6 protein-coding genes are annotated in these 6,679 nt (G+C 40.4%); 5 read left to right on the forward strand and 1 reads right to left on the reverse strand.

What is annotated here, in order from left to right; translation table 11 throughout:
• Positions 1-24 precede the first annotated feature (24 nt).
• The 5 genes from dusB to purD all read left to right on the forward strand — a co-directional run bounded on the left by dusB (position 25) and on the right by purD (position 5,593).
• Positions 25-993, forward strand: a complete 969-nt coding sequence (gene dusB, locus ACOB82_RS14680) for a tRNA dihydrouridine synthase DusB (protein ID WP_448213737.1) — start codon at positions 25-27, stop codon at positions 991-993.
• A gap of 13 nt (positions 994-1,006) precedes the next feature.
• On the forward strand, positions 1,007-1,303 hold the full coding sequence (fis, locus tag ACOB82_RS14685) for a DNA-binding transcriptional regulator Fis (protein ID WP_448213728.1): 297 nt from the start codon (positions 1,007-1,009) through the stop codon (positions 1,301-1,303).
• Positions 1,304-1,529: 226 nt separating this feature from the next.
• Complete coding sequence (gene purH, locus ACOB82_RS14690) at positions 1,530-3,128, forward strand: bifunctional phosphoribosylaminoimidazolecarboxamide formyltransferase/IMP cyclohydrolase (RefSeq protein ID WP_448213729.1); 1,599 nt, start codon at positions 1,530-1,532, stop codon at positions 3,126-3,128.
• A gap of 258 nt (positions 3,129-3,386) precedes the next feature.
• On the forward strand, positions 3,387-4,229 hold the full coding sequence (locus tag ACOB82_RS14695) for a class I SAM-dependent methyltransferase (RefSeq protein ID WP_448213730.1): 843 nt from the start codon (positions 3,387-3,389) through the stop codon (positions 4,227-4,229).
• Positions 4,230-4,306: 77 nt separating this feature from the next.
• Entirely contained in the window at positions 4,307-5,593 is a 1,287-nt protein-coding gene (gene purD, locus ACOB82_RS14700) for a phosphoribosylamine--glycine ligase (protein WP_448213731.1), read from the forward strand.
• Between the two features lie 81 nt (positions 5,594-5,674).
• Here purD and ACOB82_RS14705 read toward each other — a convergent pair whose 3' ends face one another.
• Entirely contained in the window at positions 5,675-6,127 is a 453-nt protein-coding gene (locus tag ACOB82_RS14705; protein WP_448213732.1) for an RNA recognition motif domain-containing protein, read from the reverse strand.
• Between the last annotated feature and the right edge of the window lie 552 nt (positions 6,128-6,679).

A 6,679-nucleotide genomic window follows, 5' to 3' on the forward strand; every position in this document is an offset into this window, starting at 1 on the left:
GACCAAGAGCTCAAAAAAGCAGCAGTGAAGATAGGTGCTTACCAGTTAGAAAGTAATGTAATGCTTGCGCCAATGGCCGGTATTACTGACAAACCATTTAGGCAACTTTGTTGTCAGATGGGGGCTGGCTTAGCTGTATCTGAAATGGTGTCTGCTAACCCTAAGGTGTGGAATACCGAAAAATCTAAATTACGAATGATACATAGCGCGGAAGCGGGTATACGTTCGGTACAGATTGCTGGTTCTGATCCCGAGGAAATGGCGTTTGCCGCTCAGGTTAATGTTGAAAGTGGCGCTCAAATTATTGATATCAATATGGGCTGTCCGGCAAAAAAAGTAAACAAGAAACTAGCAGGTTCAGCGTTATTAAAAGAACCGTCACAAGTTGAACAAATCGTGAAAGCGGTGGTCAATGCTGTAGATGTTCCTGTAACGCTAAAAATTAGAACCGGCTGGTGTGAGAATACCCGTAACGGGATAGAAATTGCGAAAATTGCTGAGCATAACGGCATTCAGTCGTTAGCAGTGCATGGTCGAACGCGATGTGACTTTTATAAAGGCAACGCTGAGTACAACACAATTAAAGCAATTAAACAGGCAATTGCTATTCCGGTAGTGGCTAATGGTGATATCACTTGTGCTTCGAAAGCTGCACAAGTACTAGATTTCACTGGTGCTGATGCGATCATGATTGGTCGTGCAGCACAAGGTAGACCTTGGATATTTCGAGAAATTAATCATTTTCTTGAGACTGGCCAACAACTACCTGAACCTTCAATGGATGAAGTGTGCACAATTTTACTTGGGCACGTTAAAGAATTGCACCAATTTTATGGTGACTTTATGGGGGTGAGAATCGCCCGTAAGCATGTTTCTTGGTATATGCAAACGCATGATCAAGGTAAAGCATTTCGATCAAGTTTTAATGCACTCGAGTCCACCAGCGAGCAACTCGATGCACTAAACACGTATTTTGATAATTTAACTAGATAAGAGTCTGAACTTTATGTTTGAACAAAATATTTCTTCTCCTTTCATTACTAATGTGACTAATGATATTCAAGCGCAATCAAAGGCATCTCCTTTACGTACGCAAGCAAAAATCGCCATCAAAAACTATTTATCACAATTAAATGGTAACGATGTTGATGATATGTACGAATTAGTACTTTCTGAAATTGAAGCGCCAATGTTAGAAGAAGTGATGACTTACACTCGTGGTAATCAAACACGTGCAGCTAACTTACTAGGTATCAATCGTGGTACTTTACGTAAGAAGCTTAAAAAGTACGGTATGAACTAATATCGCGCAGGCCTAGCCTGCATATGAAAGCACCTTAGGGTGCTTTCTTTGTTTTTAGCATAGTGAAAAACTCAACCAATCAGTCAGCTTTTGGCTATGCTTAATGCAATTAAGAATACAGTAATCGCAGGAGCGACCCTTGTTAGGTAAATTAACAAGTTATTGCCACGGATACACGTCATAGGCCAGACCAACATTTATTAAATTAAAGGTAATCAAAACAGCAATGGATACCCCACGCCCAATCAAACGTGCACTATTAAGTGTTTCTGATAAAACAGGTATTGTTGAATTCGCTCGTGCATTAGCACAAAAAGGTGTTGATATTTTATCAACTGGTGGCACCGCAAAATTACTAGCTGATAGCGGTATTAAAGTGACAGAAGTATCTGATCACACAGGTCACCCAGAAATCATGGACGGTCGTGTAAAAACTTTACACCCAAAAATCCATGGTGGAATTTTAGCGCGTCGCGGTACTGATGAAGCGGTGATGAATGAAAACAGTATCGATGCTATTGATATGGTTGTGGTTAACTTATACCCATTTGCTAACACAGTAGCTAAAGCTGATTGTTTACTTGAAGATGCAGTAGAAAATATCGACATTGGCGGTCCAACTATGGTGCGTGCTGCTGCGAAGAACCACCGTGATGTAACCATTATCGTTAACGCCCACGACTATGACCGCGTATTGTCAGAAATGGACGCTAACGAGAATTCGTTAACCTACAAAACTCGTTTTGATTTAGCGATTGCTGCGTTTGAACATACAGCAAGCTACGATGGCATGATCGCGAATTACTTTGGTCAAATGCTTCCTGCTTACGGTGAAGAAGGCGATGTAAATTTCGACGAGAAAAACAAATTCCCGCGTACATTCAATAGTCAGTTTATTAAGAAACAAGATTTACGTTACGGTGAAAACTCACACCAAGACGCGGCTTTTTATGTGGAAGCCAACCCTGAAGAAGCGTCAGTTTCAACGGCTACGCAATTACAAGGTAAAGCGTTATCTTACAACAACATTGCTGATACCGATGCAGCATTAGAATGTGTTAAAGAATTTGAACAACCAGCGTGTGTTATCGTTAAACATGCAAACCCATGTGGCGTAGCAATTGGTGACAATATTCTTGCTGCTTACGAGCAAGCTTATACGACAGATCCTACCTCTGCTTTCGGTGGCATTATTGCATTTAACCGTGAACTTGATGCTGATACTGCAGAAGCAATTATCTCGCGCCAGTTCGTTGAAGTGATTATTGCGCCAACGGTTTCAGAAGAAGCGGCACAATTAGTTGCAGCTAAGCCAAATGTTCGCGTACTTGAATGTGGTCAGTGGCAAACACAAACCACAGGTATGGATTATAAGCGCGTTAATGGCGGTTTATTAGTTCAAGATCGTGACCAAGGTAAAGTACAAGCGAGTGACTTGAAAGTAGTCACTAAGCGTCAGCCAACTGAAGACGAAATGCGTGATTTACAATTCTGCTGGAAAGTAGCGAAATACGTGAAATCAAACGCCATTGTTTACGTGAAAAATTCAATGACTATTGGTGTTGGTGCGGGCCAAATGAGCCGCGTATACTCAGCAAAAGTCGCTGGTATTAAAGCCGCCGATGAAAATCTAGAAGTAGCTGGTTCGGTAATGGCATCAGATGCATTCTTCCCATTCCGTGATGGTATTGATGCTGCTGCAGCTGCTGGTATTACCGCAGTTATTCAGCCAGGTGGTTCAATGCGTGATGAAGAAGTTATTGCCGCTGCCGACGAACACGGTATGGCTATGGTGTTTACTGGCATGAGACATTTCCGCCACTAACATTAAGCTTAGGTGATTAGGAAAAGCGTACAGTTTACTTATTTTGTTTAATTATGTTGATTGTACGCTTTTGCATTTTAGCTCATAAGCTTTATTTGATTTATTAAGCTAACTGATTAAATTTTCTTACAAAAATTTAATAGGAACAGCCACTAAATTCGTAGTTTTAGTGGCGTTAGCACTGACTCTCTTAGCGATTTCTGCTATAACACTATGGTTTAAATAAAAACTCAATTAACACCTTGTTATGGAAGAACTATGAAAATAATTACAACACTTGTTTCTGCATCTATTTTGTCCTTGTCGTGTGCAACTTCAGTGGCCTTTGCCCATGAAGACCATCACCATGATAAACATGCCAACGCCACTAACTTTGCGTTAATGAAGGCAATATCTGGTGAGCACCGCAGCGAAAAGAATAAAGCGCGTGATCAATATCGTCATCCAGCGAAAACTCTAGAGTTTTTTGGTTTTGAACCAACGATGACAGTGGTAGAAATGGCTCCTGGTGGCGGCTGGTATACCGAAATTCTTGCTCCGGCCTTAAAAGGAACAGGTAAGTTATACGGCGCTCATTACCCAGATACAGGGGGCGATGATTATTACAGCAAATCTCGTCGTAGCTTAGAGAAAAAGCTGGCGAGTAACGAAGTGTTTAGTGAAGTTGAATTAACTAACTTTACACCAAAAGTAGCATCAGCTATTGCTCCTGCTGGCAGCGCAGACCTTGTAGTTACCTTCCGTAACTTGCATAACTGGGGTGAGGAAGGTGTTTCACAAATGTTTAAAGATGCGTTTAAAGCGTTAAAGTCAGGTGGTGTTTTAGGGGTTGTTGAGCACAGAATGCCTGCATCGCAAAATTTTGAAGAAAACCGCAGTTCAGGTTATTTTCCTGAAGCGTTAACTATTCAATTAGCAGAAGGTGCAGGTTTTAAATTAGCGGCAAAAAGTGAAATAAATGCTAACCCTAAAGATACTGCAGATCACCCAAAAGGCGTTTGGACATTACCGCCAGTATTACGCTTAAAAGATCAAGATAAAGAAAAATACATGGCGATTGGCGAAAGCGATCGTATGACGCTGAAATTCGTTAAGCCATAAATATAAATTATACAGCAAAAGAAAGAGCAAGCGATTGATTGCTCTTTCTTTATTATTTTATTTAGGAAAAGTTATAAATGAACGTATTAGTTATTGGTAGTGGTGGCCGTGAACATGCTTTAGCATGGAAAGCCGCTCAATCATCACAAGTTGCTAAAGTATTTGTTGCACCAGGTAACGCTGGCACAATTACTGAAGATAAACTCGAAAATGTTGCTATTGGTGTAGATGATATTGCAGCATTAGTAACTTTTGCTAAAGAAAATAATGTTGAACTAACTATTGTTGGCCCAGAGCAGCCACTGGTTGATGGTGTCGTTGACGCATTTCAAGCCGAAGATTTATTATGTTTCGGTCCTTCAGCAAAAGCTGCTCAACTTGAAGGTTCAAAAGCCTTTACTAAAGATTTCTTAGCGCGTCACAATATTCCGACGGCAGCTTATGCGAACTTTACTGAAATTGAACCTGCACTTGCTTATGTTCGTGAACAAGGCGCACCTATTGTCGTAAAAGCTGATGGCTTAGCTGCAGGTAAAGGCGTTATTGTCGCAATGACTTTAGCAGAAGCTGAAGATGCGATTAAAGATATGTTAGCAGGTAACGCGTTTGGTGACGCAGGCCATCGTGTGGTTATCGAAGAATTTTTAACTGGTGAAGAAGCAAGCTTCATCGTAATGGTTGATGGTAAAAACATTTTACCATTTGCTACCAGCCAAGATCATAAGCGTGCTTACGATGGTGACCAAGGGCCAAATACCGGTGGTATGGGCGCTTATTCTCCGGCACCAGTTGTTACGCCAGAAATTCATGATCGCGTTATGAACGAAGTGATCATTCCAACAGTAGAAGGTATGGCGAAAGAAGATGCGCCATATACCGGCTTTTTATATGCTGGCTTAATGATCGCCGAAGATGGTACGCCAAAAGTGATTGAATATAACTGTCGATTTGGCGATCCAGAAACTCAGCCAATTATGATGCGTTTACAATCTGATTTAGTCGAATTATGTATTGCTGCTTGTCATGGTGAGTTATCAGGTAAAACGATCAATTTCGATCCGCGTGCTGCTGTTGGTGTGGTATTAGCTGCTGGCGGTTACCCTGGAAGCTATAGTAAAGGCGATGTGATTTCAGGTTTAGAGACAAATCAATTAACAGATCGTAAAACATTCCATGCTGGTACAGCACTAGTTGACGGTAACGTGGTAACAGCTGGTGGTCGTGTGCTTTGTGCAACGGCGCTAGGTGATACAGTGACTGCTGCACAAAAAGCAGCTTATGAATTATTGCATCAAATCAGTTGGGATAAGGTAGAGTTCCGTACTGATATTGCTTATCGTGCGATTGCCAGAGAGCAAGCATAATAACTTCAATAATAAAAAGCCCCGCTAATTAACGGGGCTTTTTATTATCTGCTTTATAAAACGCTAAAAATAATTTCGATATTATTCATCGTCGCCACGTTCAGGGCGTTCTTTTGCTTCTCTTACTTTTAGCGTACGTTGTTGAAACTCAGTATCATTTAATGCTGAGATAGCTGCGCCTGAGTCAGAGGCCGACATTTCAACAAAACCAAAACCTCGTCTTTTGCCTGTGTGCTTATCTTTCATAAGTCGTACTGAATGCACTGCTCCGTGAGCGGCAAATAACGTACGAACTGCCGCTTCATTTGCGCGGTAAGGTAAATTACCGACATACAGTGTTTTGATATCACTGTTCGATTGCTCAGAACTAGACTGGCCAAATAGCGAAGAAGCAATATTGCCGATTAACGCACCAAGGAAAGTACTAATAGCTATGGTATTTGCATCCTTGCCTAGGGCATTGGCTATCACATAGGCTACAACCGCTAATATTATGGCAACAACGAAAGTTGTTAGAAATTGAGAAGACTTCATAAGTTATACCTGATTATTGTTATTGAGATTATTTTTTGTAAAAAATTATTATAAATACAAAGCTATGTTACTTAGCTTATTAAAGAGTGCAAGATTAAGTTAATTAATCATGCTTAAAAAGTACACAGAAAAAGCAGTTAAATAGACATTTATAACGTTTTATTAATAATTTGATGGTTAAGAGCCGCCTTTTTAATATTGTAAAAGCCTTATTAACCAATCCTAGTTTCTTAAATGTAGGATCTTAATGACGAGTGGATTCGCATTGAAATGGCAATAGATCGTACAAAGATCGTACGGAATAGCCAATAATACATGCGGATTGTAGAATAATTGTCCAAACAGTAAATAAATTAAAAATAGTGCTTGATCCTTTCTAAAAAATCCCTAAAATGCGCATCCACTTCCCAGGGAGACTTGAGAAGGCTGTTTTGAACAGTTTAGTGTTAACGATTTAGCATTAAACGGGTCAGATAAGTTTGAAAAACTTTTTAAAACTTTTTTCAAAAACTTGTTGACATCGAAACAGGGGTGAGTAGAATACGCATCCGC

Source organism: Colwellia sp. MEBiC06753 (genome assembly GCF_053470325.1).

Excerpts from the sequence above, each read along its gene's own strand:
- ACOB82_RS14705 (WP_448213732.1), bottom strand. The coding sequence starts at position 6,127 with ATGAAGTCTTCTCAATTTCTAACAACTTTCGTTGTTGCCATAATATTA.
- purD (WP_448213731.1), top strand. The coding sequence starts at position 4,307 with ATGAACGTATTAGTTATTGGTAGTGGTGGCCGTGAACATGCTTTAGCA.
- ACOB82_RS14695 (WP_448213730.1), top strand. The coding sequence starts at position 3,387 with ATGAAAATAATTACAACACTTGTTTCTGCATCTATTTTGTCCTTGTCG.
- purH (WP_448213729.1), top strand. The coding sequence starts at position 1,530 with ATGGATACCCCACGCCCAATCAAACGTGCACTATTAAGTGTTTCTGAT.
- fis (WP_448213728.1), top strand. The coding sequence starts at position 1,007 with ATGTTTGAACAAAATATTTCTTCTCCTTTCATTACTAATGTGACTAAT.